The sequence below is a fragment of the Gilvimarinus sp. DA14 genome, from assembly GCF_024204685.1.
Taxonomy (GTDB): Bacteria; Pseudomonadota; Gammaproteobacteria; order Pseudomonadales; family Cellvibrionaceae; genus Gilvimarinus.
This window is the reverse complement of record NZ_CP100350.1, coordinates 397,030-421,318: the sequence shown is the minus strand read 5'-3', so window position 1 is coordinate 421,318 and position 24,289 is coordinate 397,030. Positions and strand designations below refer to the sequence as shown.

The window sequence follows — 24,289 nt, the reverse complement described above, 5'->3', positions numbered from 1 at the left end:
TTCTTGCCCTCATGATTTTTACCATTGTTGTATTAGGTGCTCCCTACGCCAGCGAAGCGAGCTCTACCGCCTACCGCTTCTGTCACGCCGCCCTTGAACAGGGACATAGCGTCAAGCGCGTATTCTTTTACGGCGATGCCGTACACACAGGCTCGACACTGATTACTCCACCCCAGGATGAGCCAAATTTACCCGCACTGTGGCAGGCCCTTATCAGGGAGCACAACCTGGACGCCGTAATATGCATCGCAGCGGCACTAAAAAGGGGTGTTCTGGACACAGAAGAGCAGAGCCGTTATCGAAAAAGCGCCAGTAATCTCGCCGCAGGTTTTACCCTAAGCGGCCTCGGACAACTAATAGAGTCGTCGGCCACCTGCGACAGAACCATTACTTTTGGGGCATAGAGGCAATGAGCAAAATACTCTGCGTCAGTCGACACGCACCTTACGGACGATCGCTTGCCCGTGAGGCACTTGATGCGGTGCTCGCCGCAGCCGCTTTTGAGCAGGAAATAAACTTGCTGTTAATGGACGAAGGCGTGTGGCAGCTCTGCCAAGTGCAAACCCCAGAGCTGATTGAACAGAGGGATCTGAGCAAAAACCTTAGCGCTCTACCCGTATTCGGAGTTGAGGAGATATACGTGCACGAACCTTCGTTGATTTTGCGCGGCCTAAACCGTGACTCACTTAGCTTGAATAACGTACAATTGCTTAGTAATGAACAGACTCAGGCGCTGATAGCGTCGCAGGATCAACTCCTTAGCTTCTAATGAGCACACTGCATACCGTTAACAAATCTCCCTTCAATGACAACTGCCTGAGCAGTTGTTTGCTGCTGTGCGCCAGTTCAGACAGCCTGCTGCTAATTGAAGACGGCGTCTACGGCGGCACCAACCACTCGCCCTGTGCCAGCGAGCTTCGCGCAAAAATTGCCTCTGGCGTTTCAGTCTATGCACTGGAAAATGATGCGCGAGCGCGGGGAAAACTTGACGTAATTGACGGTATAACTCTAATTAACGATCAGGATTTTGTTCGCCTTAGCTGCGAGCATCAGTGCATTCAAAGTTGGTACTAGGCACAGCGGCGATGAGCGACTTGATTTTGCCCGCAGTGGATAAAGACGGCTACCTCTGTAATCTGCAAGACTGGACCCCTGAGGTAGCGGTACAACTCGCCCAGCAAAGTAATATCACTCTATCCGAGGCTCACTGGGAGGTCATTCACCTGGTGCAGCAGTTCTACCGCGAATTTGAGCTTTCCCCTGCCAGCCGAGCCCTGGTGCGTTATGTTCAGCAACATCTGGGTAAAGATAAAGGCCGCAGTATTTATTTGCTCCAGCTGTTCCCACCGCACCCGGCGCTAATCGTCAATAAACTGGCCGGACTGCCCCGCCCGGCCAATTGTTTTTAAGGCCAGCCTTAACACTTAAGAGCCTCTGCGGTATTCGCGAGTTAACTTAACCACTAAACCCGACAGCAGCACCAATGCAATAAGGTTGGGCACTGCCATCAGGCCATTCAGCACGTCCGCGACAATCCACACCACAGACAAGTCTGCCGTGGCACCAGCGAATATTGCCAATACCCATATAATTCTGAAAGGCATTATGATCCGCGCGCCGAACAAAAACTGCGCACACCTTTCGCCGTAGTAACTCCATCCCAGTAACGTGGTAAAAGCGAAAAGTGCAATAGCGAGCGTAATCACTATTTCGCCAAAGGCCCCGGGCAGGCCAGCGGCAAAAGCGGCCTGAGACATCTGCGCCCCCTGGGCTTCACCCTGCCACACGCCGGTACAAATAATGGCCAATCCAGTGATAGAGCACACTACAATAGTGTCGAGAAAAGTCCCCAACATAGCCACCATACCCTGCTCCACCGGGCTGTTGGTTTTTGCAGCGGCATGGGCAATGGGCGCACTGCCAAGCCCCGCTTCATTGGAAAACACGCCGCGTGCAACACCGAACTGAATGGCCATTGCCACACCCGCTCCAGCAAAGCCACCAACGGCGGCCGTGCCGTTAAAAGCGCTATCAAAAATCAAAGCGAAGGCATCGGGCAGCGCAGAAACATTAACCCCCACCACAATCAGGCCGCAGAGCACATACGCGACACCCATAGCGGGCACCAATCGCCCTGCAACGTCCCCTATGCGCTTCACCCCACCAACGAGCACTATCGCAACCAACACCATTAACACAAGTGCGGTGGCGACTTTGGGCACTTCCCAGCTGCCGTAGAGGGCATCGGCCACGGAATGGGCCTGCACCGTATTGCCAATACCAAAGCCAGCCATACAACCGAAAAAGGCAAAAGCACCAGCCAACCAAAGCCAGCGCGCGCCCAGACCATTTTTGATGTAATACATAGGGCCGCCAATATTGTGACCGGCAGCGTCTGTCTCGCGAAAATGTACCGCACACACAGCCTCCGCGTACTTGGTTGCCATACCCACCAGGGCCATGCACCACATCCAAAACAGCGCCCCCGGACCACCGAGCCCGATAGCGGTGGCAACGCCGACAATATTGCCCGTACCAATAGTTGCCGACAGAGCCGTCATCAGGGCATTAAAGGGTGTTACCTCGCCTTCGGCTTCACTCTGGCGGCCACGCCACAGGCGCGCAAACGCCGCCACTATATTCCGCAGCGGAAACCCTCCCAGGCGCAACATCAAAAAAACACCAACCAAAGGCAAGAGCCAGAGAAGAAAATATTTACCCCAAATAAAACCGCTTAATGCCGAGAAAAACTGCTCTAATGATTCCATAAGATTTCCGGTACCTAGACTTTTCGAAGTTGCAGGTTATCGCGCTGCGGAAAAACACCGAAGATGCCGCCAGTGTGAACAAAAACAATATCTCGCTGGCTCAGCTCACCTCTCTCAAGTAAATCCAGCATGCCGTAAAACGCCTTGCCGGTATACACCGGATCGAGAATGATGCCGCTACCCGCAGCTAATGTACTAATAGACTCGAACAAAGCTGGATAACCCAGAGCGTAACCGGGGCCAATATACGCATCATTAATAGTAAAATTAACGGGTAGCTTCAGCCCTGAGCCCGGGTAGCGCGCTATTGCAGCCTGCACATCTTCTTCGACGCGGCGACAAAAATAACTCTCGTTGTCACACACCGCTATACCCAGCACCTCTGCCTGAGGGCAGTAGTTAGCAAGACCTACCGCAAGCCCTGCCAAGGTGCCGCCCGAACCCGCCGCACACACCACCAAGGGGTTATCGATTCGCGCTTTACGAAAGTCCTCGGCCAGCTCACGGGCCGCTGCCACATACCCCCATAAGCCAACTTCATCGCTGGCACCAGTGGGAATAATATAAGGCTTTCGCCCCTCCAGAATCAGCTGCTCCGCCCGTGCGCTGAGCAACTGCGATAGATTGCGCTGATACTCTTGAGCTGAGTAGGTGTGCACCTGAGCGCCCGCCAGTTCAGCCAGCAATAGATTGCCATCGCTGGCCCCAGCGGCCTCTCCTCTCAATATCAACTCACAGTGTAAGCCTTGTTGCGCAGCGATTATCGCAGTCGCACGACAATGATTGGATTGCAGGCCACCGCAGGTGATTAGAGTATCAGCCCCCTGAGCTTCGGCGAGGATAAACTCCAGTTTGCGTACTTTATTGCCACTCAACAACGAGCCAGTGAGATCATCGCGCTTGATCCACAAGCGCTGGGCGCCGCTCAGCTGCGGCAAATGCAGAGGGGTTAGAGGCGTGGGTAACTGCGCCAGATGCAGGCGCGGGGGATAATTTAGCCGGTTCATCCTGAGCTCCACCTGTGTTCAATACATCATAGGTGGAGCCAGAATAACCAAAAACTTAAGTTTTGTGCGATTAAATCGACTTGATAGTGCCCTTTGGCAGCACGGCATGTACGGCTACTTTCTGGAATTTAAGCTCAATATTATTGCCAGTTTCCAGCACAATATAGTTGTCGTCAACTTTAACGACCTTTCCCAGCATGCCGCTGGTTAACAATACTTCATCGCCTTTTTGCAGCGCAGACACCAGGTTTTGGTGCTCTTTCTGACGCTTGCGCTGAGGGCGAATGATCAGCAGGTACATAAACAGAAACAGACCGCCAAACATCAGCAGGTTGACGAACATGGGGGCACCCTGGGGGGCTGCCTCAGCTTGAGCCCAAGCACTCTGGACGAAAAAACTCATGCAATTACCTCGTAGGCTAAAAAAGGCGTAACTCTACCGTTTTTACCTCAACTGGGCAACGTAAACGAAAAACAGCCGCTCAAGCGGCCGTTTTACATGAGACAGTACCAGAATAACTGAGCTAGGCGTAATCGCGAAAAAGCTTGCGAAATACACTGGGCGAGAGATTGGTCCAGCGCTTAAAAGCGTTGGTAAAACTGGTGCGATCTGAAAAATCCAAGGCAGTGGACACAGAGTCGACGCTCATATGTTCTTCGATCAAATACTTAATCGCATAGTGGAAACGCAAGCTATCACGCAGCTGAGCAAAACTTGCGCCCTGTTGCTGCAAGCGTCTTTGCAGGGTGCGTTTGGATAGGGTTAAGTCTTCGGCAATGTGCTCAATCGCCATGGGAGAGTGGCCCACCCGCTTCTGTAGCGCTTCAATCACCTTGGCGGATACGCCTTCAACTTCTGGCAACTGGGCTAGAACTACATATTCGTGATACGAGCGAATTCCGGAACGGGTAAAGCCGTCCGCATCTGTGACCTGAGGGCTCAACCGCTGTAACTGAATCATGGGGCGCTCCTTGTGCCGTTTGCTGAAAGCATAGATATACGTCTCTGTCGTCTGCAAAAATATATAGTTATCGCGCCAGAATAACAATCAACTTTGGCGCATTATTAAGATTACTATTGCCGCAAGGCGCCTGACCTTAGAAGCCAGGGGCATATAACTCAACGCCGATTGACTGGGCTGGAAAGAGTATAAGCGAAGTGGCGGATATTTTTGAGCGAACATTCGGCTTTTATGTCGTTTTATGCAGCCGGTCACAATCCGGCTGCATCCCGATCATAAAGCCTGCAAAAATAAGTACTTATGGCACACTCCTAAGCTGGACTAGAAGTTCTGCTGCAAATAACTTAAGACATCTTGGTCGTGACTCTTGGTTTTAACTTTGTCGAATACGTGTCGCAGACGCCCCTCTTTATCAATAAAAAATGACGTTCTTAGCACGCCCATGAATTCACGCCCCATAAACTTTTTTAAGCCCCAGGCACCGTACTTTTCAGCGACCTTATGATCTTCATCGCTGAGCAAATCAAAGTTCAACTCATGCTTCTCTTCAAATTTCGCCAAACGGGCGACGGGATCGGGGCTAATTGCCAACACCACAGTATCCAGTGCGGCAAGTTCTTGCTTGGTATCACGAATACCACAAGCCTGGGTGGTACAACCGGGGGTCATCGCCTTGGGATAAAAATAAACCACCACATTTTTGCTGCCACGATAGTCTTTCAAAGCGATTTTCTCGCCGCGCTGATTCTGCAGGGTAAACACGGGGGCCAGATTGCCAATTTTGGGAAAACTCATTATTACTCCTATCGTCTAACTGTCAGGGGTATCGACATCCTGTCGTAAAGCGGCAAACAGAGCCGCCTTTTCTTCATTAGTAACCGATTCAACTTTCGCTTGTGTCTCGGCAACGCAGACCCTGTTACGCCCCTGCTCTTTTGCCTGGTAGAGCTGGGCATCGGCCAACTCAACTAACTCACTCGCACTGCTAATATGGCTCGGCCGATAGCAGGCAATACCAAAGCTCATGGTCGTGCTGAACTCACTACCAGCGTCGCTTACCGATATGCCGGCTACAGCCTTACGCACTCGCTGGGTTACTGCGCGCGCTTCGAACAGATCTGTGGCGGGCAGCACCAGGGCAAACTCTTCGCCGCCGTAGCGGCAAGCGACGTCCAATTTGCGCAGTTGCTGACCAAAACAAGCGGCAATTTTCTGCAGCAGTTTGTTGCCCAGCTCGTGTCCGTGGCGATCATTGAACCGTTTGAAGTGATCTACGTCGGCCAATACCAGTGATAAAGGCTGCCCCGTGCGCTGTACCCGCTCCATTTCACAGGCGAGCATTTCATTGAAATAGCGGTAGTTATAAAGGCCCGTCAGAGCGTCGGTGCGCGCTTGCTCCGACAACTGCTGAACCTCCTCACGCAGTGCCAGAACCTCATCGTACCAGGGGCAGACATCGCCGTGCTTGGGACAAGTTTTAGCGTTTTCGGATGAGTCGGAACCTGCCACTTCAATCACGCAGTAGTTTGGTCAAATCACCATAGTGATCTATACGACGATCGCGTAAAAACGGCCATATACGACGCACATCTTCAGAGCGCTGCTTATCAACGGCCACCACCGCAACGGTCTCGCTATCGCCCAGTTTAGCCAAAAACTCACCCTGAGGCCCCGCAATGAAACTGTGCCCCCAAAAATCAATGCCCTGCCCACCTTCAGGGTCGGGCTCGTGGCCGACACGATTGACGCTGATTACCGGGACGCCATTGGCGACTGCGTGAGAGCGCTGCACGGTTACCCAGGCGTCTTGTTGGCGCTGCTTTTCGGCCTGCTCGTCGCCTGGAAACCAACCGATCGCTGTGGGATAAATCAGCAGCTCTGCACCGGCCATGGCCATCAGCCGCGCGGCTTCCGGAAACCACTGATCCCAGCAAACCAATACGCCTAACTTTCCTACTGAGGTGTTTATGGGAGTAAACCCCAAGTCCCCTGGGGTAAAGTAAAATTTTTCATAAAAGCCCGGATCGTCCGGAATATGCATTTTGCGATACTTGCCGGCAATACTGCCATCTCGCTCTATTACGACGGCGGTGTTGTGATACAAGCCGGTAGTGCGTTTTTCGAACAACGAAGCTACGATCACAATCCCGAGTTCACGCGCCAGCCCACCCAAGCTGTCCGTACTGGGGCCAGGAATAGTTTCGGCCTGGTCAAATTCGGCAACATCTTCACGCTGGCAAAAATACAGCCCCCGGTGCAGCTCTTGCAACACCACCAGCTCGGCGCCATCAGCGGCGGCACGGCGAATGCCGGAAAGACTTTTTTCCAGGTTAGCCTGCAGATCTGCCGAGCAACTGTGCTGTACTATTCCGACGTTTAATTGGCTCAAAATTCAATAGCTCCTTCAGGTATTTGCATGGTTATGCAGTGCAGGCTGCCATGCTGTTCAATCAAGGGTAAGCAGTTAATACCGATTATCTCATAGCCAGAGAAAGCGCGGCCAATGATCTCAAGTGCCGCTTCATCGGCCGGGTCATCGTAGATCGGCACCAGCACCGCATCGTTCAAGATTAAAAAGTTAGCATAGGTGGCGGGCAGTCGGTGTCCTTCGGAGTCAAAAACCGGCCGGGGCCAGGGCAGCCGGTACAAATCGTACGCCTGCCCCTCGGCATCGGTAAGCCCTAGCAGCTGCTGCTCCATTTGTTGCAGTTCGCGGTAGTGCTCGTCGTCCGTGTCATCACAGCCGACGTAAAGCAGCGCAGCGTTTGGCCCCAGGCGGGCCAGGGTATCAATATGACTGTCGGTATCATCACCGGCGAGGTAGCCGTAATCGACCCAGTTGATTTTGCGCGCTCCCAAGTATTCCATTAAATACTGCTCAACTTCCGCCCGGTTATTTTGCCGATTGCGATTTTGATTCAGCAGACACGCGCTGGTGGTTAGCAGTGCGCCGCTGCTGTCTATCTCGATCGCACCCCCTTCCAGCACCCAGTCGATGGTCTGCATGGGAGCGCGGAATATTTGTGCCGCCGCCAGTTTGCGATTGATTTGGTTGTCCAAGTCAGCTGAAAATTTTTCTCCCCAGCCGTTAAAAGTAAAGTCCAGCATCTTTAATTTCTCACCATCGCTCAGTGTTAACGGGCCGTGATCACGCGCCCAGGTGTCGTCAGTGAGACAAGCAAAGAGTGTGTACTGCGTTTTGTTGATGCCTGCGCGCAACAAAAGCGCGCCGATGCGTTCCTGTGCCTTTTGCGGCGCGACAATAAGCAGGTGACTGCGTTTGACAATCGCTGCGGCCAGCTCAACATAAACTGGCTCTACGCGCTCCAGAATATCAACCCAATCGGTTTTTTCGTGGGGCCAGGTCAGCATGACCGCCGCCTGGGGGGACCATTCCGGCAATAGAGAAAATCGATTCACAACACGCCTCAAAAAGTAAAAGAGCGATTTAAAAAGGAATTAGTAGACGCTTTCCTGGGCGGGCAAAATAACCTTTTTCGCCTCAGTGTGCGACTTAAACTGACGCGGCGAGACGGCCTCACCAACATTTAAGACAAGGGTAAAAGACTGCCTGCTCAGCCCGCCGCTCTCGGGCATTTCCAGCAATACGTGTAACAGATGCCGCCCTGCAGACAGTGCCCGCAGACGCAAATCAACCGCGACCACCGCATCGCTCACCCATAGCTCATGCACGGATGAACCCGATAGCTCAATCTCTGAGCCATGATTAATACTCAGCTTTACGTTTGCCTGGGATTTTGGCAAAAGAACCTCTAGCGCAATATCCGTAAACTCATTCAACGGCAGAGTAAATTCAGACTCGCTCAAATGTGCATTTAGCGAAGGCTTACCCAAGGTTTTGTGCTCAGGTGCGTGCTTTTTCTCCAAACTGGTTGAGGCAGCCGGAGCAGCCTTTTGTAGGTTATCTGCAGAATAAACCCGCGCACCGGCGTTTGGCTCACACCCCAACAGAGCGCATAAAGCAGAGCAAAAAACAAACAGAAACTTTCTCAATTGCATTACAGTTCCCCCACGGCGTTGACGCTGACGTCGATACAACTGGGCTGATAGAAAAAGCTGCCGATATCTGGGTGAGCGGCGTAATCGTAGACCGCGAATATATATTCGCGGTTGGCAAACAATTCTAGCGTTTGCTGCTCACTGTCCACCGCCGAACTAAAACCGCTGCCGATAAAATCGCCGCGCCAGTAAACCTCAAAATCCGGATCTGTTTCACTGATAGGCGAACTACTGGTGATAAGCGTTATTTGATAGACCGCCGACACCGGTGGTGTAAAGCGAATAAAACTGCTGTATCCGAGCTTGTTAAAATTCTGCGCAAAACCTGCACCGGCCACACCGTTTTCCTGAGAGCTACAAACATTGATGGTTTGACCATCGGTAAGAGTGTGGTAGACGGGTAAAGCATTTGAGGTATTACCATCATTGCTCTCGCCTGGGGCAAAACTCTGTGCGCTGTTAATGTTGTGCGCTCTAGCCAAAGCGTTAAAACGTTCAGCCGAGGCAGGTGCTGCAATCGAGAGTTCCTCTGCAAATGAAAACACACTGGCAAAAGCGTCATTGTCCTGATAACCGGAGGACTCTAGCGTCTGATACAAGGGTCCCAACCCTACTTCACTCATCCATTGATAAAAAACTTGCTGCAGCGACTCCTCGCTATACCAGCCTCCATCCGCGCCGCTGCTGCTACCTATATCAAAGCCGGCTACCTGCTGCTGTCCTGCCCCCAAACTATCCAAATAGACAGGGTCGTTTAGAGTGTAGCCGGCCAGCGCGTTCGCAAGTCCCTCTGAATAAGAAACCCGCAAATCCAATTTGTCGTCCTGAGCATGGGGCCCGCCAATGGAATCTAATCGCTGCCCTATCGCGTCCTCAAAAAAGTGAGCCCATTCATGGGCAATGATATGGCGATCATACTCGTCGGTATCCGAGTTCTCTGCGCCGAGAATATAGAGGGCTTCGCCATCATAGTAGCTGGTGCCTATGTCACCGTCAGCAATCTCCCCGGCGCTGGGCTTGTTCGCTGGCGACCAACGAAACCTGGCGACAGGTAATGCGAGCTCGGGGTCTTGTGCGATCAGCTGCTGCAATATGTCCCAGGCGGTATCTAAAATTGCAAAAGGCGCTGCCGCCCGCGGCGCTCCATACGCCGCGCCAGTCCAACCGGACGGCGCGTGCAAATCCCGCACGGAATCCTCATCCCCCACGGACGCCAGGCTGCCCTGTAGTACATAAATGGCATTTGCCGCCGTATTGTCCTCCACGCGCAGGTGCCAGCGCTGCTGACCGGTTTGCCTCGCACGCGCCTCTACCTCAAGCTGAACCTGTTGCCTAGGCGCCAACGCAAAGTGGTATCCACCTTCAGCATCTGACACACCACTGCTGATAACATCGCCTGACGCAGACAAAACATTGACAATAGCACCGCGAATCGGTCGCTGCTCGGTGGCACTGTAATCCAGACCACGAGCGGTTAAAGGGACAAAATCGTAGCTGAGAGTACCGGATAAGTTGACTGTCGTTTGTCCCGGGGTTGAACTGGAGCTGCTAATCGCAGATGACTGCACAGACGAGGACGAGACGCTCGAGCTGGTTGAAGATGGCAAGCTTGAGGAGCTGGCCGAAAATGTCACGCTGGACGAGCTGGACGAAACGATACTGCTTTGACTAGAGCTCGAGCCATCGCCGGAGCCAGCTCCGCCACAGCCTAGTAGCGACAAAAGCGCTATCATCGCTAGGGCTTGACGCACTCTCGCTGGGCATAGCGAATACAACATGAATATCTCTCCGGGTCCGATGCTTACGTCAATGCCTCTTGGGCAGCAAGCATAACCGAGGCCGCGCCAATTAGCGACCATAAAACCGCGCTACCGAGACTCTTGCCCATCTGCTAAAGTAGCTTCTCCAGCACCTGCAAACTGCAACCTTACTCCATGTTTCGACTGATACCGATTTTACTGATACTGGGCCTGATTTTTCTGGGCTATTCCTGGCTCAAAAAACAGCCGACAGCACAAAAACGCAAAGCCATTATGCAGCTTCTAGCAGCACTCTTGGTGCTGCTACTGGTGGTTTTAGCGGTTACCGGCAGAATTCACTGGCTCGGTGCCGCACTGGGTGCCCTGCTTGCATTGGCAAAACCTTTGCTGGGCTTGTTACCACAGATTCTGCCTTTTTTGCGCCGCAAAAGCCCGCCGAGCAGATCCGCAAAAATGGATACCGCTGAAGCGGCCGAAGTACTCGGCTTACAGCGTGAGCTACAGGCCAGGCAACTTAATAGAGATATGGTGATCAGTGCTCACAAACGACTGATGCAGAAAGTACACCCGGACCGCGGTGGCAACGATTATCTGGCCAGCCGCATCAATGAGGCAAAAACTGTCTTGCTGCAATCAATCCCCAGCTGAACGGCGCAGCAATAAGTGGACGTAGCGACCCAGGTCACGATAAGGGGCCAGGCGTGAATGGGTCAGCTCCAGCTGTAACACACTTTCTGGCTCGGCCTGGCGCTGCTCGGCGTCCAATATATAGTCGTGGAACACCCTGATACCACTGCAGCACAAGAGACTAAACTTTCGCTCACTGCAAAACTGCCTAACCTGCTCTGGCAGCAAGGGGTTGATCGGCGTGAGACTGCCTCGGTAGGCAGCGTAATCTTGGCTGAGAACTTTCTTATAATTCGCACGCAGTAGATTTTTATACACCAGCGCATGCTGATTGTAGAAAATAACTGACATATACCCGCCGGGCTTTACCCTGTTCAGCAAGCCCTCTAATAGCGTCATTGGCTCCACCACCCACTCTAACAACGCGTGACAAATTACCAGATCGAAGGCTTCAGCCGGTGCCAGCGACTGCGCTGACTGGTGTCTAAATTCCACCCTCTGTTCACACCCCAGAGCCCCGGCTCGCGCCTTGGCTTTAAGCAACATATTCTGTGAAATATCGCAAAAAACCATATCGTGACCTGCTGCCGCCAAGGGCAGCGAAAACTGCCCCTGACCTCCACCGGCATCAAGTACGCGCAACCGCCCCTCGGGCGTGAGTGGAATATATGGAGCGATGGGTAAATAGTCGGCAAAATCGCGCTGCAATACCGCCAGCCGGATTTGCCCTTTAAGTCCACCGTAAATATTGCGATCAAAACGCTCCGCCAGATCATCAAAGTTTCGATCAGTGTCTGTGGTTTGTTTGGGCATAGAGGCTCCGCTTAGTACTCGCCGTCTGGCGCTGGCGGCGCTATTATAGCGCCATGTGGTACACCTATATGATCGAATGTGAAAACGGCCAGCTGTACACCGGTATCACTACCGATGTGGAGCGTCGCTGGCGCGAGCACTGCTTGGGGAGGACCGGAGCGCGTTTTTTTCGCACCAGCGCTCCGCGTAAGCTCTGCAGATTGGAGTCCCACCCGGATCGCTCCAGCGCCAGCAAACGCGAAGCGGCCATCAAAAAACTCAACCGCCAGCAAAAGCTGCAGCTACTCAGCACGGCCTCTCCTGTTCCCCTGCCCACACTCCCACCGGCTTTCTGTGAGCGCTAAACGCATCTTGTGTCCGCAATGCGGCAGGCCTCTGCAGCGCTGTTTATGCGCGTTTGTGGCACCCACCGAGAACCATACTTTCGCATTGATTTTGCAACACCCGGATGAAGCCGGTCACCCCAAGAATACCGGCGAGTTACTGCACCGCTCGCTGCAAAATTCGCAGCTTTTGATCGGCGAACAGTTTCGAGGCGCCGAGCTCAATCCCTTTTTAGAAAATGCCGTGTTGCTCTATCCAGAAACAGCCGATTATTGCGTGCCTGTGAGCGTGCCAGGTACATGTCCTGATACACTGGTGATTATCGATGCCAACTGGCGCAAGAGCCGCAAAATGCTTTTTTTAAATCCGGCTCTTGGCGCGCTGCCGCGTTTATCCATTACCAGCAACACGCAAAGCAACTACCGCATACGACAGGCGAAAAACCCTCACCAGCTTTCCACTCTGGAGGCAAGTTGTTACGCTTTGCAGCAACTGGAAAGCTCCGAGACTAAATATCTCCCGCTATTGCACTCTTTTGATCGCTTTATCGACAAGCTGGTCAGCTATGACCCCAACAGAAGTTAACGTAATGAGTGAGCAAAATATGAGCAACGCCCACCCCGCCTTTACCTTAGAGCGCAGTGTTCACTTAGACGCCCTGAAGCTGCGGGTTGAACTTTACCGCCATGACGCTACCGGCGCCCAGCATATTCATCTGGCCGCCGATAACAGCGAGAACGTTTTTTTAGTGGCACTTCGCACAGTGCCACAAAACTCGACCGGGGTAGCGCATATTCTGGAACATACCGCTTTATGTGGCAGCGCCAAGTATCCGGTGCGCGACCCATTTTTTATGATGACCCGGCGTTCTTTGAACACATTTATGAACGCGTTTACCAGCTCTGACTGGACCGCTTACCCGTTTGCCAGCCAAAACCGCAAAGATTTTGACAACCTGCTAGATGTCTATCTGGATGCGGTTTTCTTCGCCTCCTTAGACCCGCTGGATTTTGCCCAGGAGGGGCATCGCCTGGAATTTGCCGAGGCAGACAACCCCGAATCAGAACTGGTCTATAAAGGGGTTGTATACAATGAAATGAAAGGCGCCATGAGCTCAGTACCTGCGCAGTTGTGGCAGAAATTATCAAGTCATTTATTTCCCAGCAACACCTATCACTACAACAGTGGCGGCGACCCCGAACATATCCCCGACTTGACCTACGAGCAGCTACTGGCGTTTTACCGCAGCCATTATCATCCCAGTAATGCTATTTTTATGACCTACGGCGATATTGATGCCGTCGAGCATCAAGCCCGATTTCACGAGCAAGCCCTTAGTAGCTTCGATGCATTGGATCATAAAATCGCCGTTTCGCCTCTTAAGCGTCTGCACAGCCCTATTCGGGTTGAAGACGCCTACCCTTTGGATGCCGGCGACACTGAAGACGACAGCGCACACCGTAAAACCCATATCGTGGTCGGCTGGCTACTGGAAGAAGCAACAGATTTAGAAGCCGCCCTCGAGGCGCATCTAATCGCCAGTGTGTTACTGGACAACAGCGCCTCTCCTCTGCAAAAAGCGCTGGAGCAATCCGACCTCGGGCATGCGCCATCCCCCTTGTGCGGCTTGGATGACAGCCAATACGAAATGAGCTTCGTCTGCGGCCTGGAGGGCTGCGCCGGAGACGCGACCAGAGAGGTAGAAAAGCTGATTTTCGAGACCCTCGAGCAAGTCGCGCGTGACGGGGTGCCCGCTTCGGCGGTGGAATCGTCGCTGCACCAGCTAGAGCTATCCCAGCGCGAAATCGGCGGTGATGGCTTCCCCTATGGCTTGCAGTTGATTATGACTGCACTTACAGCCGCCACCCATCGCGGCGACCCCATCGCCCAGCTGGACCTGGACAGCGCGCTGGCCAGTTTGCGGGCCAAAGTATCGCAAGCAGATTTTGTCCAGCGCAAGATACGCGAACTGTTCTTAGAAAATTCGCACCGCGTCACGCTTACGCTACGCCCGGATACGGCAATGGGCGCTCGAATGCAGCAGGCCGAAACCGAGCGTCTGGCAGCTATTAAAAACGCGTTAAGCGAGCAACAGTCCCAGGCCATTGTGCAGCAAGCCCGGGCGCTGCTGGAGCGTCAGGAGCAAAAAGACGACGACAGCATTCTGCCCAAAGTAACCCTGCAAGACATTCCCGCCACCATGCCCTACACCGCAGGCAGTCACGAAAACCTGGGTGACTACCCGCTGCGCCGCTACGGCGTGGGCACCAACGGCTTGGTCTATCAGCAGCTGGTGGTGCAACTGCCCGAGCTTGACGAAAGCGAACAACAATTACTGGCACTCTACTGTATGTGCCTGACCGAAGTCGGACACGGCGACTTGGATTATTTGGCAGTGCAAGAGCGCCAGGCAGAGTTAGTGGGCGCCATTAGTGCACGGGTTGCGATTCGCAGCGACGGCACTGACCCGCAGAACACTGCCGCCTACCTGACGCTTTCAGCCAAGGCGTTAGCGCGCAACTCCCAAGCCTGTGCACAGCTGATGAGCAATACTTTTAACCTTGCCCGCTTCGACGAGCACGAACGGCTACGCGAGCTTATTGCCCAGGCGCGCGCACGTCGCGAGCAATCCATTACCGGCAATGGCCACAGTTTGGCGATGACCGCGGCGGCGGCAGGTATTTCACCCTCGGCGCGCTTGTCTCATGAACTGGGCGGCCTGGAGGCAATAGCACGCTTGATCGCCCTGGATAACGCCAACGCCACTAGCGAAGGACGGGCAAAGCTGGCTAGCAAACTTGAACGATTACATCAAAAGCTAGCGCAGGCACCGCGCCAACTATTGCTGGTGGCGGAGCCCGAACAGCTGGATAGCATGCGCACGCAATTGGGCGAGGTGTGGCAAGAGGCTCCGCTAGCGGCTGTAGATCCGCTGTCATTCGAACCTACCGAAAAGCAAATAAAACAAGCCTGGATAACCAACACTCAAGTAAACTTTTGCGCCAAGGCCTACCCTACCGTCGCCTCGGATCATGCCGATGCCCCGGCTTTGACGGTTCTGGCGGGGGTGTTACGCAATGGCTTTTTGCACACTCGCATCCGCGAGCAAGGCGGCGCTTACGGCGGTGGCGCGAGTCAAGACAACAACAGCGGCGCCTTTCGGTTTTTCTCCTACCGAGATCCGCGCTTTGCCGAAACCCTGGCCGATTTTGACCAATCGGTGCAGTGGGTTATGCAAGAGCCCATCGACGCGGATGAGATTGAGCAGTCCATCCTCGGCATAATTAGCAGTATCGACAAGCCCGCCTCACCCGCAGGCGAAGCCAAGCAAACGTTTCACGCCGAGCTGTTTGGTCGCAGCCGCGCCAAACGTGAGTCCTTCCGCGCCCGAGTACTCGAGGTTACCGAGGACGATCTGAAACGTGTGGCACAAACCTACTTACGCCCGGAGCGTGCAAGTATTGCCGCCGTCATTCCCGGAGCGGCAAAACAGGCCGCAGAAACTATGGGGCTGGAAATAAAAAACCTGTAAACTGGCGCGAGTTATCGCACAAGGACAGACAAGAAACGGCGGGCGCAAAATTGCGTAAAACACCAATTGAGTCCCGCCCACAACAATAACCGATGGAGTAATATGGCTTGTACACTCTGACGTAAAGCCATAACCGGGATGAAAGCGCCAGCTATGCCAGAACTGGATTCAAGCTCGATGACCAATCCGGGCAGCAAGAGAAGCAATAACGAGGACTGCTTCTTAAGCTTGCCCGCTCAGGATTTGTGGATGGTAGCCGACGGCATGGGCGGCCACGACGCCGGTGAAGTAGCCAGTGCCATAGTGCGCGACACCCTCGCCAAGTACCCGGACCTTCCTCTGTCAGAGTCCATCCAACGCGCCCATCAGGCTATTTTAGATGCAGCGGCAAATGGCATAGGCGCCGAGGGCATGGGCTCGACCATTGTAGCCCTCAAACACCACGGCGAGAACTTTGAAATTGCCTGGGTGGGCGACAGTCGCGCCTATCAATTCACCCCCGAGCTGGGCTTGCAGGCACTGACCACCGACCACTCTTATGTTCAAATGCTACTCGAGAGCGGCGCTATTAATTCCATCGATGCCGAGAGTCACCCGGATAAAAACATCATCACGCAGTGTCTCGGCTCGCAGGAAATGGAAACCGTCAGGGTTGATTCACTGACCCGCCCCTGGCAGCCAGAACAATGGTTGCTGTTGTGCAGCGACGGACTAACCGATGAACTTAGCCACGCGGAAATTAGCGCTATTTTACAGCGCTACCGCACCCCAGATCAGGCCACCCGAGAGCTGGTAAAAGCCGCTCTCAATGCCGGTGGCCGGGATAACATTACGGTGCAAGTCATCGCCGCCCCCAGTCAACCCAAACCTAGCATGCGGGCAGCATTGGCACACTGGGTGCCGATATTTACTCATAGCCGCCGTCTGGATGCCATTATCTACACCCTCGCTTTGTTGGTGCTGTTCGCACTGCTTTACTGGACGATTTTCTAAACCGACATGCAGATTCCTGGCTACAGAATAATTCGCAAAATAAATCACGGCGGCATGTCTACCGTATACCTGGCTATTCAGGAAAGCGTCGGCCGCGTAGTGGCCCTGAAGGTAATGTCACCGGCGCTCAATGGGGACCCCAGCTTTAGCGAACGCTTTCAGCGCGAGGCCAATATCGTGGGCCAATTGTCGCACCCACACATTGTCTCGATTTACGATATCGGCAAGCACGACAATTTGAATTACATCGCCATGGATTACCTGCCAGGCGGGTCAATTCACGACAAAATGCTCGCCGGCATTGACGCTGCCGCGGCTTTGAAAATTTTAAAGGAAATTGGCGCAGCGCTGGATCACGCGCACGAAAAGGGTTACGTGCACCGGGATATCAAACCAGAGAACGTATTGTTCCGCGACGACGGTTCAGCCGTACTCACCGATTTTGGTGTAGCAAGGGCTCAGTCATTAAACTCACGCGCAACCCACGCGGGTACCGTAGTGGGTACGCCGCATTACATGAGCCCAGAACAAACCCGCGGTAAAGCCGTGGATGCGCGCTCAGACCTTTATAGTCTGGGCATAGTATTTTACGAAATGCTCACCGGCGCAGTCCCCTATCAGGGCGAAGAAGCGGTAGCCATTGCCCTCAAACACCTGGCCTCACCACTCCCCACACTTCCTGCCCAGTACATTCGTTTTCAGCCGATATTGGACAAACTGCTGGATAAAGACCCGGCCAAGCGCTACCAGCAAGGCCGTGAGCTGGTCAGCGACATTGACCTGCTGCAACTGCAAATGCGCGAGCAAGGCAATGACTTTTTATCCTCGTCCGGTAGTATCGCCAGCCAGTTAGGCAACTTACTCAACGTGCTGCTAAGACGTACCCAATCCGGCTTGAAAAACACGCTAAACACCAGTGCAAGCCTGCTAGGTTCAATGCGCTTTAGCAAAGCGCGCGGCTTCTACCGACAACAGGCACAACAGCAGGATTCCGGCGATCGCCTGACCCAGCAAAACACTCTGGTCGCCACCAAGGTACATCCTCAGCTGCAGAGCAATGGCTGGCTATTGGCCTGGCGAGAATTGCCGCTGCGTCACAGACAGGCGATTGTTGCGGCCTGTGGTGTTTGTGTGATCGCGTTGATCTTGTTGATCTGGCAGGGGTCAGCAAGCCAGATCGATTCTAATCCGCCAGCTGTCGTGCAGGTGAACGAGCCAACTTCCGGCCAGAGTTCACCACTGAGCAGTGCTGCCTCACAAGCGCAGAGCTCCAGCGCGGCGAGTGCAGTCATGTCCACCCAAGATCAGCAACAGGTCAATCGCCCGACATTCGCGCCACAGGGGCAAGACCAACCCGTCGCCTCTTTCGCAAATCCCCCAACTGCAGAGTTAAATACCTTGTCGAGCGTTGACGCGGCACAATCCTCCCCTGCCCGCGAAGCGGTGGCGCAGAGCCTTGGCAAGGCTAGTGCCGCGCCGGCGGTGGAAGGCAGGGGTGAGCCAGGCGGCTTTAATGCCACACAACTTTCTGTCCCTGCAAACATAAACCCGGAACAAACAGGCCCGAAGCAGAATGACCGCTCAGCGCAGGCCAGCACCGATAGCCCTAGCGATAAGGCAAGCTTTACCCTGACGGTACAAGCCACCCCCGCCAACGCACGGGTGCGGATCATGAATATTCGCGAGAAATACCGCGATGGTATTGCCCTGCCTCCCGGGTCATATCAAATCGAAGTCACAGCACCAGGGCATCGGAGATATTTACGCTGGACCCAACTGAAAGACCAGAATCTTGAGCTGCCCGTCACCCTGTCCCCTTCACGCGAGCCAGGCAGTGAATTTCAAGACTCTCTGGCCAGTGGTGGTAAAGGCCCGTTAATGACCGTGATTCCCGCTGGACGGTTTAACATGGGCGGCCCGGAAACCTCAGCCAGCCCCATTCACCCAGTGGTACTGGACAGCCCCATCGCAGTCAGCAAATACGAAATAACCTTCGCCGAATATGAGCGTTTTGCCAGGCATCAATCCATGCCTTTGCCTGGCGATAATCGCTGGGGGCGCGAACAAAGACCCGTGATTAATGTTAGCTGGGAAGAAGCGCAGCTATATGCCCAATGGTTAAGCCAGCAGACCGGCAAAAATTACCGCTTACCCACCGAAGCCGAGTGGGAATACGCTGCCAAGGCCGGTAAAAATACCGCTTACTGGTGGGGGGACAATCCGGAGGACGCCGGCGGCAAAGCCAACTGTCGTCGCCACTGCGACAGCGAGTATACGGGATTGTTTCGCGGTGAGACGGCCCCTGTGGGCAGCTTTGCGGCCAATGAGTTTGGCCTGTACGACACCGCGGGTAATGTCGCCGAATGGGTAGCAGATTGCTACCGCGATAACTATGACAATGCCACCACTGCCACCACAGCTTACCAGCAGGAAAACTGCCCCGCCCGTGTGGTCAGAGGCGGCTCAATGAACGACGATGCCGAGGCTGTGAATACTTATAGCCGCCGTTTTCAACCACAGCATACCTACCACACAGATATTGGCATACGCCTGGTAGTGGAAGAGTTTTAACTCTTTTACGTACCTGCTTTTTGAGCCCCTAGCCGGCCGCCTGATGCTTGAGAGTTTGAATCTGATCGCGCAGCGCAGCGGCTTTTTCAAACTCGAGATCTTTGGCCGCTTTCATCATTTCGTTTTCCAAACGCTCAATGTGCTTAAACACATCGCCGCCCTCGGCGATCACAACGGTTTCGGAGGCGCCGCGTTTATCCGACTTGCGACGGCCTTTCAGACCTGCTCCTGGCACTTGCGCGCCTTCGAGAATATCCGCCACATTTTTACGAATACCCTGGGGCGTAATGCCATGCTCCAGATTGTGCTGAATTTGTTTTTCGCGACGACGTTCGGTTTCATCCAAAGCGCGCTGCATCGAGCCGGTAATACGATCGGCGTAGAGAATAGCTTTACCGTTCACGTTGCGCGCGGCCCGACCAATGGTTTGAATAAGCGAGCGATCAGAGCGCAGAAAACCCTCTTTATCGGCATCGAAAATAGCCACCAGTGACACTTCGGGCATATCCAGCCCCTCGCGCAACAGGTTAATGCCCACCAGTACGTCGAACTCACCGAGACGCAGGTCGCGTATAATTTCCACTCGTTCGACGGTATCGATATCCGAGTGCAGGTAGCGTACTCGAACACCTTGCTCGGTCAGATACTCAGTTAAATCTTCCGCCATACGCTTAGTAAGCACGGTAATTAACACCCGCTCATCGGCTTCGACCCGGCGCTTTAGCTCCGACAAAACATCATCCACCTGCGTTGAGGCCGGCCGGATCTCCACTTGCGGATCCACCAGCCCCGTGGGGCGCACTACCTGCTCTACCACCTGTCCGGCGTGCTCGTTTTCGTAGGGGCCGGGAGTGGCCGAGACAAAGATCATCTGCGGCGCCCTCGCCTCCCATTCATCAAAGCGCATTGGGCGATTGTCGAGGGCCGACGGCAAACGAAAGCCATACTCCACCAGAGTTTCTTTGCGCGAGCGATCACCTTTGTACATAGCACCTATTTGCGGCACGGTAACATGAGATTCGTCAATCACTAACAGCGACTCTGCTGGCAGGTAATCGAACAGTGTGGGCGGAGCTTCACCTGGATCTCGGCCCGACAGATAGCGCGAGTAGTTTTCAATGCCGTTGCAATAGCCGAGCTCCTGCATCATCTCCAAATCGTAGCGAGTGCGCTGCTCTAGTCGCTGCGCCTCCACCAGCTTGTCATTGTCGCGCAGCTGCTTGAGCCTTTCATCCAGCTCAACTTTGATATCTTCAATAGCCTGAACAATTCGCTCGCGCGGAGTCACATAGTGGGATTTGGGATAGATGGTCATGCGAGGCACTTTGCTAAGCACCTCGCCGGTGAGAGGATCGAAAATAGATATCTGCTCGATCTCATCGTCAAACAGCTCTACCCTCACCGCTTCAAATTCTGAGTCGGCCGGAAAAATATCAATCACATCACCGCGCACCCGATAAGTGGCGCGCTGAAAATCCATATCGTTACGGGTGTATTGCAGCTCGGCCAGGCGCCGGAGAATTTTTCTCTGATCTATACGGTCGCCGCGCACCAGATGCAAAATCATTTTCAGGTAAGACTCGGGGTCACCCAAGCCGTAAATAGCCGACACAGTGGCGATCACGATGGCGTCTTTGCGCTCCATCAAAGCCTTAGTGGCAGACAGGCGCATCTGTTCGATGTGTTCGTTGACCGAGGCGTCTTTTTCAATAAAGGTATCCGACGAAGGCACATAGGCCTCGGGCTGATAATAATCGTAGTAGGAGACAAAATACTCTACGGCGTTATGAGGAAAGAACTCTTTAAACTCCCCGTACAACTGTGCCGCCAGAGTTTTGTTGTGCGCCATGACCAGAGTGGGCCGCTGGGCGCGGGCCACCACATGGGCAATAGAGAAGGTCTTACCTGAACCGGTAACCCCTAGCAGAGTTTGATGGGCGAGCCCCGACTCCAGCCCCTCAGTCAGCTCGGCAATTGCGGTGGGCTGATCGCCGGCGGGCTGGAAAGCGCTCTCGACCGAGAATTGTTTAGTCATATACGCAAGTTCTTAGATTGTGCAAAAGCGCCATTCTAACCCGCCAAACCGATTGCGTATAAGGTTTTAGCTGTTGGCTTCCGCCGTGCTGGAGGTAAGTAGCTGCTTGAATTCGGGCAGCTCGTGCAATGGCTCCAGAGCCGGGTCGTCCATCATGGTTTCACGATAGCTCTCAGAGCGCTCTAGGGTTTCACTGAGGTAGTGAATGGCCTGATCGTAGTTGCCCAGCATGGTTTTGGCACAAGCGAGCTGATAAAAAGCGTGGGCGTTATCGGCGTCAATAGCCAGGGCCTGCTGACACAAATTAATCGCCCACTGCACTTCACCCAACTCCAGCACCTCATCGGCTTTGTAGGTCAAGGCCTCGCAGTCTAGCGGCCGTACATCCAGAATTTGATCGTACACGGCAATTTTGTTAGCCGGCATGGTTTCTTGCGCAGCCCGCAACCAGAGCGCGTGCACCTCCTGGGTCCGTTCAATCTCTTCCCGGTTGGCATCGATGTGGCGAGTTTTCTGGGTCAGCTGTTTCTCAATGGCCTCCAGGCGCTTTTCATAGGTACTCACCAGCTTACCGACTTCTTCATCGGCAATTTTGTTCATCCGCTCTTTGATGTCGCGCACCGATGTCCAGCCAACCAAAACCAGAATGGAGCTGACCCCGGCGATCAAATAGAAAAAGTAGGTGATGGTATTGGTGGCGTAATTAACCCCACGGTCGATGGACTCGACCTGCCGATCGACAATTTTCTCTGTCAATTCAACCCGCTGCTGCGCCATTTCGCTGCGCAGCTGCTTGAGCTCGTCCAGCACATAACGCTCGACAAAGGGGTTGTATAAAGGCTCTTGCAAGCTCTCTACCCGAGCGCGGGCATCAGCCTCAGAAACCTCGGCAGTATTGGCCTCAGAGTTTTCCTGTGCCAACGAAAAAGCGCTGGCAAAAGCCAGCGCCAAAAATAACACCACCGTATTTAGGCAGCGCATATGGCCTCTCCGTGATTGTGCACCTCAATCAAGCAGCGGTGCAGGCTTTGTACGGCCAGATCGTAATCGTCTTCGTCGAGAATAAACTGCATATCCACCTGACGAATCGACTGATGCATGGCGAGAATACTAATATTGACCTCAGATAAAGCCGATACGGTTTTAGCCAGCATACCCGGCACTTTCATATCGCTGCCAATCGCCGACACAACCGCCACCTTGCGGGTGTTGATTTCGGCATCGGGATACAACTCTTCCAGTTCGCGGCGAATACGATTTACCGTTTTCAAGTTAGCCCCGACATAGTGAGTAATGGTATTGGCGTTGATATCTTTACTCACCACATGGGCTTTGAAGCGGGCAATGGTTTTTAAAATACCTGAATCGTACTTTTCGATGCTGCCCATCATATCCTGATCAAACAGCTCAATGGAATAAACCCGGCGACGTCCGGCAATAATTTCTACCCGGGGCGTATCGCTCACATAATCGCCTGTAATCAGGGTGCCGGCGTGCTCCGGCTCAAAGGTGTTCATTACCCGCAGCGGAATATCCGCCTGACGCAACCCTTTTGCCGCACGAGGATGAATGGCCTCCATCCCCAAATTCGCCAGTTGGTCGGCCACATCATAGTTGGTGCGACCTATGGGTACGACTTTATCAGCCCCCACCAAACGAGGATCTGCGCTACTCAGGTGATACTCCTTGTGAATGATAGACTCACGCGCACCGGTTAGCACCGCGATACGACTAAAGGTCATTTCACTGTAGCCGCGATCAAAGGTTGCCATCAGGCCCTTGTCGCAATGGGTATAACCAGTGGCGATCGCCAGTTCGCTGGCATAATCCACATCGGCAAACGCCTTGTTAATCATGTCGTCCAAGGTCTCGGCCTGATCCGCCTGCCAGCCTGATAAATCCACGAAGCGGGCATTAATACCGTCACGCTTTAGCAGGTGTGCCATATTCCAGGCGCTGTGCGCCTCGCCGAGGCTGGCAAGCATTTCACGTACAGTAAACAAATGGGCTTGCAGTTCAAAGTGACCGTGCTGGCATAACCGCTCCAGATCTTTCAGCACTCGCTCGGCATCTTCTAGGCGCTGAGCGATAAACTCATTGGCTTTATCACCGAGCTCGGTCTGCCCGAACAGTGATTCATTGATGGCAAACATCTCACTGCGCACTTCGCCAAATGCCTGATGCCAATCTTCATCGTCACTGGTGCTGGCAAACAGTCCATACACCCCGGGCTTGCCATTTTTTTTGTTCTCCAGCAGCAAATCCGTCATGCCACCATAGGCCGAAACAACAAAAACCCTGTTGTAAATATCGGTGCTGTTATTGCCTTTTAAAATCACATTGTCACGCACCGCCTCATACTGACTCATGGAGGTGCCGCCAATTTTCTCTACTGTATGACTCATATACTTGCCTTTGCTAAGTTGAAAGAGAGTGAAAGTAATCTTTCAACTTAGCCTTTAACCTCCTCGGCATCTAATTCGTAGGCGCCTTCGGCATTATGAACTTCTTTACCGTGCAAAGGCGGGTTAAATACGCAGGCCATTTTCATTTCTTCTTCGGCGCGCAAAATATGCTTGTCGTGCTGATCCAGCAAATAAATGGTACCCGGCTCAATGGTGTGCACTTCGCCGGTGGCCAGATCTTCAATGGAGCCGTAACCACTGACGCAGTACACAGATTCCAGATGGTTTTGATAGTGCAGATGCAACTCCGCATCGCGGTAAATAGTGGTAATGTGGAACGAAAAGCCCATGTTGTCGTTGCGCAAGGCCAAGCGGGTGCTATCCCAGCCCTCGGAAACAATTTTGCGATCGCTTTTTTCTGCGTCTTTTAAGCGTCTAACAATCATTGGTTACTCCTTAAATTCGTGGCGGT

Annotated in this window: 25 protein-coding genes; 10 read left to right on the top strand and 15 right to left on the bottom strand. The window is 53.6% G+C overall.

Going from position 1 to position 24,289, the window contains the following annotated elements; all coding sequences use genetic code 11:
• Positions 1 to 11: 11 nt before the first annotated feature.
• The 4 genes from tusD to NHM04_RS01715 are packed head-to-tail and all read left to right on the top strand — an operon-like array spanning position 12 to position 1,409.
• Entirely contained in the window at positions 12 to 404 is a 393-nt protein-coding gene (gene tusD, locus NHM04_RS01730) for a sulfurtransferase complex subunit TusD (protein WP_254265334.1), read from the top strand.
• A 5-nt stretch (positions 405 to 409) separates the two neighbouring features.
• The gene (gene tusC, locus NHM04_RS01725) at positions 410 to 769 is read left to right on the top strand and encodes a sulfurtransferase complex subunit TusC (RefSeq protein WP_254265333.1); all 360 of its coding nucleotides are present in this window, start codon (positions 410 to 412) and stop codon (positions 767 to 769) included.
• Complete coding sequence (gene tusB, locus NHM04_RS01720; protein ID WP_254265332.1) at positions 769 to 1,074, top strand: sulfurtransferase complex subunit TusB; 306 nt, start codon at positions 769 to 771, stop codon at positions 1,072 to 1,074. Before tusC ends, tusB begins: the two co-directional genes overlap by 1 nt.
• 11 nt (positions 1,075 to 1,085) lie before the next feature.
• The gene (locus tag NHM04_RS01715) at positions 1,086 to 1,409 is read left to right on the top strand and encodes a TusE/DsrC/DsvC family sulfur relay protein (protein WP_254265331.1); all 324 of its coding nucleotides are present in this window, start codon (positions 1,086 to 1,088) and stop codon (positions 1,407 to 1,409) included.
• 15 nt (positions 1,410 to 1,424) lie between these two features.
• Here the strand turns inward: NHM04_RS01715 and NHM04_RS01710 are convergent, their stop codons facing one another.
• The 10 genes from NHM04_RS01710 to NHM04_RS01665 form a co-directional block, all read right to left on the bottom strand.
• Positions 1,425 to 2,768, bottom strand: coding sequence for a sodium:alanine symporter family protein (locus NHM04_RS01710; RefSeq protein ID WP_254265330.1), 1,344 nt, complete (start codon positions 2,766 to 2,768; stop codon positions 1,425 to 1,427).
• Between the two features lie 14 nt (positions 2,769 to 2,782).
• Positions 2,783 to 3,775: a 1-aminocyclopropane-1-carboxylate deaminase/D-cysteine desulfhydrase gene (locus NHM04_RS01705; RefSeq protein WP_254265329.1), complete on the bottom strand. Its 993-nt coding sequence runs from the start codon at positions 3,773 to 3,775 to the stop codon at positions 2,783 to 2,785.
• Between the two features lie 70 nt (positions 3,776 to 3,845).
• Entirely contained in the window at positions 3,846 to 4,178 is a 333-nt protein-coding gene (gene yajC / locus NHM04_RS01700) for a preprotein translocase subunit YajC (RefSeq protein WP_254265328.1), read from the bottom strand.
• Between the two features lie 121 nt (positions 4,179 to 4,299).
• Positions 4,300 to 4,737: a helix-turn-helix domain-containing protein gene (locus tag NHM04_RS01695; protein ID WP_254265327.1), complete on the bottom strand. Its 438-nt coding sequence runs from the start codon at positions 4,735 to 4,737 to the stop codon at positions 4,300 to 4,302.
• 321 nt (positions 4,738 to 5,058) lie between these two features.
• The gene (gene bcp / locus NHM04_RS01690; protein WP_254265326.1) at positions 5,059 to 5,532 is read right to left on the bottom strand and encodes a thioredoxin-dependent thiol peroxidase; all 474 of its coding nucleotides are present in this window, start codon (positions 5,530 to 5,532) and stop codon (positions 5,059 to 5,061) included.
• A gap of 15 nt (positions 5,533 to 5,547) precedes the next feature.
• Positions 5,548 to 6,246: a GGDEF domain-containing protein gene (locus NHM04_RS01685; RefSeq protein ID WP_254265325.1), complete on the bottom strand. Its 699-nt coding sequence runs from the start codon at positions 6,244 to 6,246 to the stop codon at positions 5,548 to 5,550.
• A gap of 1 nt (position 6,247) precedes the next feature.
• Positions 6,248 to 7,126: a carbon-nitrogen hydrolase gene (locus tag NHM04_RS01680; RefSeq protein ID WP_305881957.1), complete on the bottom strand. Its 879-nt coding sequence runs from the start codon at positions 7,124 to 7,126 to the stop codon at positions 6,248 to 6,250.
• Entirely contained in the window at positions 7,123 to 8,157 is a 1,035-nt protein-coding gene (locus NHM04_RS01675) for an agmatine/peptidylarginine deiminase (protein WP_254265324.1), read from the bottom strand. Before NHM04_RS01675 ends, NHM04_RS01680 begins: the two co-directional genes overlap by 4 nt.
• Positions 8,158 to 8,196: 39 nt before the next feature.
• Positions 8,197 to 8,757: a hypothetical protein gene (locus NHM04_RS01670; protein ID WP_254265323.1), complete on the bottom strand. Its 561-nt coding sequence runs from the start codon at positions 8,755 to 8,757 to the stop codon at positions 8,197 to 8,199.
• Entirely contained in the window at positions 8,757 to 10,535 is a 1,779-nt protein-coding gene (locus NHM04_RS01665) for a carboxypeptidase-like regulatory domain-containing protein (RefSeq protein ID WP_254265322.1), read from the bottom strand. Before NHM04_RS01665 ends, NHM04_RS01670 begins: the two co-directional genes overlap by 1 nt.
• Positions 10,536 to 10,691: 156 nt before the next feature.
• Here NHM04_RS01665 and NHM04_RS01660 point away from each other — a divergent pair, with 156 nt between their 5' ends.
• Positions 10,692 to 11,165 (top strand): molecular chaperone DnaJ, encoded by a 474-nt coding sequence (locus NHM04_RS01660; protein ID WP_254265321.1) that lies wholly within the window; start codon positions 10,692 to 10,694, stop codon positions 11,163 to 11,165.
• Here NHM04_RS01660 and NHM04_RS01655 read toward each other — a convergent pair.
• The gene (locus NHM04_RS01655; protein WP_254265320.1) at positions 11,151 to 11,957 is read right to left on the bottom strand and encodes a methyltransferase domain-containing protein; all 807 of its coding nucleotides are present in this window, start codon (positions 11,955 to 11,957) and stop codon (positions 11,151 to 11,153) included. The genes NHM04_RS01660 and NHM04_RS01655 overlap by 15 nt on opposite strands.
• Positions 11,958 to 12,010: 53 nt before the next feature.
• Here NHM04_RS01655 and NHM04_RS01650 point away from each other — a divergent pair, with 53 nt between their 5' ends.
• The 5 genes from NHM04_RS01650 (at position 12,011) to NHM04_RS01630 (ending at position 19,377) form a co-directional block, all read left to right on the top strand.
• Complete coding sequence (locus NHM04_RS01650; protein ID WP_256527050.1) at positions 12,011 to 12,301, top strand: GIY-YIG nuclease family protein; 291 nt, start codon at positions 12,011 to 12,013, stop codon at positions 12,299 to 12,301.
• A 55-nt stretch (positions 12,302 to 12,356) separates the two neighbouring features.
• A complete protein-coding gene (locus NHM04_RS01645) occupies positions 12,357 to 12,866 on the top strand; it encodes a tRNA-uridine aminocarboxypropyltransferase (RefSeq protein WP_254265318.1) in 510 nt (169 codons plus the stop codon).
• A 4-nt stretch (positions 12,867 to 12,870) separates the two neighbouring features.
• The gene (locus tag NHM04_RS01640) at positions 12,871 to 15,813 is read left to right on the top strand and encodes an insulinase family protein (RefSeq protein ID WP_254265317.1); all 2,943 of its coding nucleotides are present in this window, start codon (positions 12,871 to 12,873) and stop codon (positions 15,811 to 15,813) included.
• Between the two features lie 153 nt (positions 15,814 to 15,966).
• Entirely contained in the window at positions 15,967 to 16,806 is an 840-nt protein-coding gene (locus NHM04_RS01635; protein ID WP_254265316.1) for a PP2C family serine/threonine-protein phosphatase, read from the top strand.
• Positions 16,807 to 16,812: 6 nt separating this feature from the next.
• Positions 16,813 to 19,377, top strand: coding sequence for a bifunctional serine/threonine-protein kinase/formylglycine-generating enzyme family protein (locus tag NHM04_RS01630; protein WP_256527045.1), 2,565 nt, complete (start codon positions 16,813 to 16,815; stop codon positions 19,375 to 19,377).
• A 28-nt stretch (positions 19,378 to 19,405) separates the two neighbouring features.
• On the opposite strand, the gene uvrB is transcribed toward NHM04_RS01630, so the two are convergent.
• The 4 genes from uvrB to NHM04_RS01610 form a co-directional block, all read right to left on the bottom strand.
• On the bottom strand, positions 19,406 to 21,412 hold the full coding sequence (gene uvrB / locus NHM04_RS01625; RefSeq protein WP_254265314.1) for an excinuclease ABC subunit UvrB: 2,007 nt from the start codon (positions 21,410 to 21,412) through the stop codon (positions 19,406 to 19,408).
• A 66-nt stretch (positions 21,413 to 21,478) separates the two neighbouring features.
• Positions 21,479 to 22,393 (bottom strand): tetratricopeptide repeat protein, encoded by a 915-nt coding sequence (locus NHM04_RS01620; RefSeq protein ID WP_254265313.1) that lies wholly within the window; start codon positions 22,391 to 22,393, stop codon positions 21,479 to 21,481.
• A complete protein-coding gene (locus tag NHM04_RS01615) occupies positions 22,381 to 23,817 on the bottom strand; it encodes an aspartate kinase (protein WP_254265312.1) in 1,437 nt (478 codons plus the stop codon). Before NHM04_RS01615 ends, NHM04_RS01620 begins: the two co-directional genes overlap by 13 nt.
• A gap of 47 nt (positions 23,818 to 23,864) precedes the next feature.
• Positions 23,865 to 24,263 (bottom strand): ectoine synthase, encoded by a 399-nt coding sequence (locus tag NHM04_RS01610; protein ID WP_254265311.1) that lies wholly within the window; start codon positions 24,261 to 24,263, stop codon positions 23,865 to 23,867.
• Between the last annotated feature and the right edge of the window lie 26 nt (positions 24,264 to 24,289).

Bases quoted from the DNA above. Each gene is read 5' to 3' on its own strand.
- yajC (WP_254265328.1), bottom strand. From the start codon at position 4,178: ATGAGTTTTTTCGTCCAGAGTGCTTGGGCTCAAGCTGAGGCAGCCCCC.
- NHM04_RS01650 (WP_256527050.1), top strand. From the start codon at position 12,011: ATGTGGTACACCTATATGATCGAATGTGAAAACGGCCAGCTGTACACC.
- NHM04_RS01610 (WP_254265311.1), bottom strand. From the start codon at position 24,263: ATGATTGTTAGACGCTTAAAAGACGCAGAAAAAAGCGATCGCAAAATT.
- NHM04_RS01630 (WP_256527045.1), top strand. From the start codon at position 16,813: ATGCAGATTCCTGGCTACAGAATAATTCGCAAAATAAATCACGGCGGC.
- NHM04_RS01660 (WP_254265321.1), top strand. From the start codon at position 10,692: ATGTTTCGACTGATACCGATTTTACTGATACTGGGCCTGATTTTTCTG.
- NHM04_RS01705 (WP_254265329.1), bottom strand. From the start codon at position 3,775: ATGAACCGGCTAAATTATCCCCCGCGCCTGCATCTGGCGCAGTTACCC.
- NHM04_RS01620 (WP_254265313.1), bottom strand. From the start codon at position 22,393: ATGCGCTGCCTAAATACGGTGGTGTTATTTTTGGCGCTGGCTTTTGCC.
- NHM04_RS01615 (WP_254265312.1), bottom strand. From the start codon at position 23,817: ATGAGTCATACAGTAGAGAAAATTGGCGGCACCTCCATGAGTCAGTAT.
- tusB (WP_254265332.1), top strand. From the start codon at position 769: ATGAGCACACTGCATACCGTTAACAAATCTCCCTTCAATGACAACTGC.
- NHM04_RS01655 (WP_254265320.1), bottom strand. From the start codon at position 11,957: ATGCCCAAACAAACCACAGACACTGATCGAAACTTTGATGATCTGGCG.
- tusC (WP_254265333.1), top strand. From the start codon at position 410: ATGAGCAAAATACTCTGCGTCAGTCGACACGCACCTTACGGACGATCG.
- tusD (WP_254265334.1), top strand. From the start codon at position 12: ATGATTTTTACCATTGTTGTATTAGGTGCTCCCTACGCCAGCGAAGCG.
- NHM04_RS01670 (WP_254265323.1), bottom strand. From the start codon at position 8,757: ATGCAATTGAGAAAGTTTCTGTTTGTTTTTTGCTCTGCTTTATGCGCT.
- NHM04_RS01710 (WP_254265330.1), bottom strand. From the start codon at position 2,768: ATGGAATCATTAGAGCAGTTTTTCTCGGCATTAAGCGGTTTTATTTGG.
- NHM04_RS01640 (WP_254265317.1), top strand. From the start codon at position 12,871: ATGAGTGAGCAAAATATGAGCAACGCCCACCCCGCCTTTACCTTAGAG.
- NHM04_RS01695 (WP_254265327.1), bottom strand. From the start codon at position 4,737: ATGATTCAGTTACAGCGGTTGAGCCCTCAGGTCACAGATGCGGACGGC.
- NHM04_RS01635 (WP_254265316.1), top strand. From the start codon at position 15,967: ATGCCAGAACTGGATTCAAGCTCGATGACCAATCCGGGCAGCAAGAGA.
- uvrB (WP_254265314.1), bottom strand. From the start codon at position 21,412: ATGACTAAACAATTCTCGGTCGAGAGCGCTTTCCAGCCCGCCGGCGAT.
- bcp (WP_254265326.1), bottom strand. From the start codon at position 5,532: ATGAGTTTTCCCAAAATTGGCAATCTGGCCCCCGTGTTTACCCTGCAG.
- NHM04_RS01665 (WP_254265322.1), bottom strand. From the start codon at position 10,535: ATGTTGTATTCGCTATGCCCAGCGAGAGTGCGTCAAGCCCTAGCGATG.
- NHM04_RS01715 (WP_254265331.1), top strand. From the start codon at position 1,086: ATGAGCGACTTGATTTTGCCCGCAGTGGATAAAGACGGCTACCTCTGT.